Origin of the sequence: Kineococcus indalonis, from assembly GCF_009906395.1 — a bacterium.
Classification (GTDB): domain Bacteria; phylum Actinomycetota; class Actinomycetes; order Actinomycetales; family Kineococcaceae; genus Kineococcus; species Kineococcus indalonis.
Genome location: NZ_JAAALM010000470.1, coordinates 1 through 3,219, shown reverse-complemented (window position 1 = coordinate 3,219; position 3,219 = coordinate 1). Strand labels below are relative to the sequence as shown.

The window sequence follows — 3,219 nt, the reverse complement described above, 5'->3', positions numbered from 1 at the left end:
CGCCGCTGCCCGCGCGCGTGCCGGCGGCGCTGGCCGCCGCGCTGCGCCCGGCCGCGGCCAGCACCGCGGCCCTGCTGGCGCTGGCGTCCCTGGCGGTGGCGGTGGCGCTGGTCCACGGCCGCTCCGACGTGCTGCTGCTGCACCGCTCCCTGCAGCCCGGCTGGCTGGGCGGCGCGCTGCTGGTGCTGGCCCAGGCCCTGCTGCTGCCCACGCTGGCGGTGTGGGCCCTGGCCTGGCTGGCCGGGCCCGGCTTCGCCGTGGGCACCGCCACGTCCGTGGCCCCCGGCGGCACGACGCTGGCCACGCTGCCGGCCGTGCCGGTGCTGGGCGCGCTGCCCCCGCAGGGACCCACCCCGGCCGCGGCGTGGGCCGTCGTGGTGCTGCCGGTGCTCGTCGGCGCCGGAGCCGCGCTGCTGCTGCGCCCGCGCGCGGCGGTCCCGCCGGGGCCGCTGCAGCGCGCCGCGGCGGCGCTGGCCACGGGCGCGCTCACGGGGCTGGCCACCGGCGTGCTCGCCGCGGCCGCGGCCGGGCCGCTGGGGCCGGGGCGGATGGCCCGGCTGGGCCCGGACGCGCTGTGGACCGCCCTGGCCGTGGCCGGCGAGGTCGCCGCCGGCGGGCTGCTCGCGGTGCTGCTGCAGCGGGCGTGGACCTCCTGGCGCGGCACCCGCGTGGTCCCCGGCCTGCCCGCCGGCCTGAGCGCCCCCGCCGCCGGGCTGCTGGGCCGCTCCCGCCGGGCAGCGCCGGAGGGCGCGCACGGGCAGGGCGGTGCGCACGGCCCGGAGGGCGCGCACGGCCAGGGCGGTGCGCACCGCCCGGACGGCCCCGACGACGCGGGCGGTGGGGGCCGGCGCCGCTGAGGCGCCGGCTCAGCCGCGCCCGGGCCCCTGCGGCTCCGGCTGCCGCACCCGCCCGCCGGCCACCACGGCGAGCAGGGCGCCCTCCGGGTCGGCCAGCTCGGCCACCCGGCCCAGGGGGGTGTCGCGGGGCGCGCGCAGCACCGTGCCGCCCGCCGCCCTCGCCGCCGCCGCGGCGGCGTCGCAGTCGGCCACCCCGAAGTGCACCAGCCAGCCCGGCCGCCCGCCGCGGGCCGGGCCGATGCCGCCCACCGGCCGCTCGGCGCCCGGGGAGCTCACCGCGCCCCAGCCGTCGGCGAGCTCGCCGGAGGACCAGCCGAACACCTCGGCGCAGAAGCCGCGGGAGGCGGCCGGGTCGGGGGAGCGCAGGTCGCACCACACCAGGGCGCCGGGCTCGTCGACGACCCGCGCGCCGGGGTGCCGGTCCGCCTGCCACAGGCCCAGCGGCACCCCGGCGGGGTCGAGCAGCGCGGCGAGGGTGCCGTGGTCGCCGACCGGCCGCGCGGGCAGCAGCACCCGCGCCCCGGCCGCCGCCGCGGCGGCGCAGGTGGCCGCGGCGTCGTCGGTGGCCACGAACAGGTGCCAGCCCGTCGGGCCGCGGCCGGCGGGGCCGGCGCCGGCCGCGACGCGACCGCCGGCCAGGAACTGCAGGAAGGGGCCCGCGCCGAACTCCGGGCCCAGCCGCACCGCCTCCCAGCCCAGGACGCTGCGGTAGAAGCCGGCCGACGCCTCGACGTCGGTGCACGCGAGGTCCACCCACGAGGGCGTCCCGGCGGGCCACGGGCTGTTCCGGGTGCTCATGGCGCGCCATCGGACCACAACGCCGCGCGCCGCACGGGGTTTCGGTCAACCTCGCGCCCGCCCGTCACAGCGGCACGACGAGGGTTCTACGCAGCGTGCGTCCCGGGGCCCGTGGCCGCGGGTCGGGAGGGGTCGGCGGACCACTGCGACCACGACCCCGGCCACAGCGCCGCCCCCACGCCGGCGGCCGCCAGCTGCGCGACCGCCAGGCTGGCGAACACCCCCGAACCGCACGAGGCCACCACCTCGGCGCCGGGCACCACGCCCACCGCCGCCAGCCGCTCGCGCAGCTCGCCCGGCTCCAGCAGCAGCCCGTCGGCGTCCGTCAGCGAGCCCGGCGGCAGGTTGCGCGCGCCCGGCACGTGCCCGGCGCGCGGGTCCACCGGCTCGACCTCGCCCCGGTAGCGCTCCGGCGCGCGGGCGTCCAGCAGCACCCCGCGCGCGGCCACCGCCGCGGCCGCGTCGGCGTCCACCGACGGCAGCGCGCCGCCGCCGCCCAGCTCCACGTCGCCCGGCGCGGGCACCACCTCGCCGGCCTCCAGGGGCAGGCCCGCCGCCCGCCAGGCGGCCAGGCCGCCGTCCAGCAGGCGCACGTCGGCGAAGCCGGCCCAGCGCAGCACCCACCAGGCGCGCGCGGCCGCCGCCCCGCCGGCGTCGTCGTGCGCCACGACCCGCGAGGACGCGCGCAGCCCCCAGCGGCGCGCGGCGCGCTGCAGGTCCGCCACCGCCGGCAGCGGGTGCCGCCCGGCCGCGGGCGAGGGCGGCGCGGACAGCTCGGCGTCCAGGTCGACGTAGCGGGCGCCGGGCAGGTGCGCGGCGCGGTGCTGCTCGCGGCCGGTGGTGTCGCCCAGGCGCCAGCGCACGTCCAGCAGCACCAGGTCGGGGTCGTCCAGCTGCGCGGCGAGGTCGGCGGCGCTCACGAAGGGCGGGGTGCTCACGGGGCCATCCTGGCCCGCGCGTCCGGGCGCCGGTGCCGCGGCGGCTATCGTCGGTGCACGTGCCAGCGCGCGTCGTCGTCCTCGCCTCCGGGTCCGGTTCCACCCTCCAGGCGCTGCTCGACGCCCGCGACGAGGCCTTCGCCGTGGTGGCCGTCGGCTCCGACAAGCCCGCCGCCACCGCCCTGGAGCGCGCCCGCGCCGCCGGGGCGGCGACGTTCGCCGTGCCGCCGGGCGAGCACCCCGACCGCGCGGCCTGGGACGAGGCCCTGGCCGCGGCCGTGGCCGCGCACTCCCCGGACCTGGTGGTCCTGGCCGGGTTCATGCGCATCGTCGGCGCCCCGCTGCTGGACGCCTTCGGCGGGCGCCTGGTCAACACCCACCCCGCGCTGCTGCCCTCCTTCCCCGGCGCCCACGGCGTGCGCGACGCCCTCGCGCACGGCGTGCGGGTCACCGGCTGCACCGTGCACCTCGTCGACGCCGGCGTGGACACCGGCCCGATCCTGGACCAGGCCGCCGTGCGCGTCCTGGACGGCGACGACGAGGCGTCCCTGCACGAGCGCGTCAAGGACGCCGAGCGCCGCCTGCTCGTCGACGTCGTCGGCCGTCTGGCCCGCGGCGAGCTGCCC

Annotated in this window: 4 protein-coding genes; 2 read left to right on the top strand and 2 right to left on the bottom strand. The window is 82.1% G+C overall.

All coding sequences use genetic code 11. The features are described from left to right. Positions 1–857: cell division protein PerM (locus tag GTR00_RS17605; RefSeq protein WP_240900533.1), on the top strand; the 857-nt coding region annotated here is incomplete at its 5' end. A gap of 9 nt (positions 858–866) precedes the next feature. Here the strand turns inward: GTR00_RS17605 and GTR00_RS17600 are convergent. Beyond that, positions 867–1,655: a VOC family protein gene (locus GTR00_RS17600; RefSeq protein ID WP_166612877.1), complete on the bottom strand. Its 789-nt coding sequence runs from the start codon at positions 1,653–1,655 to the stop codon at positions 867–869. Between the two features lie 86 nt (positions 1,656–1,741). Then, complete coding sequence (locus tag GTR00_RS17595; protein ID WP_323132580.1) at positions 1,742–2,593, bottom strand: sulfurtransferase; 852 nt, start codon at positions 2,591–2,593, stop codon at positions 1,742–1,744. Positions 2,594–2,652: 59 nt separating this feature from the next. On the opposite strand from GTR00_RS17595, the gene purN reads away from it, so the two are divergent. Beyond that, a partial coding sequence (gene purN / locus GTR00_RS17590) for a phosphoribosylglycinamide formyltransferase (protein ID WP_323132579.1) occupies positions 2,653–3,219 on the top strand: 567 nt, incomplete at its 3' end.

Bases quoted from the DNA above. Each gene is read 5' to 3' on its own strand.
- GTR00_RS17600 (WP_166612877.1), bottom strand. From the start codon at position 1,655: ATGAGCACCCGGAACAGCCCGTGGCCCGCCGGGACGCCCTCGTGGGTG.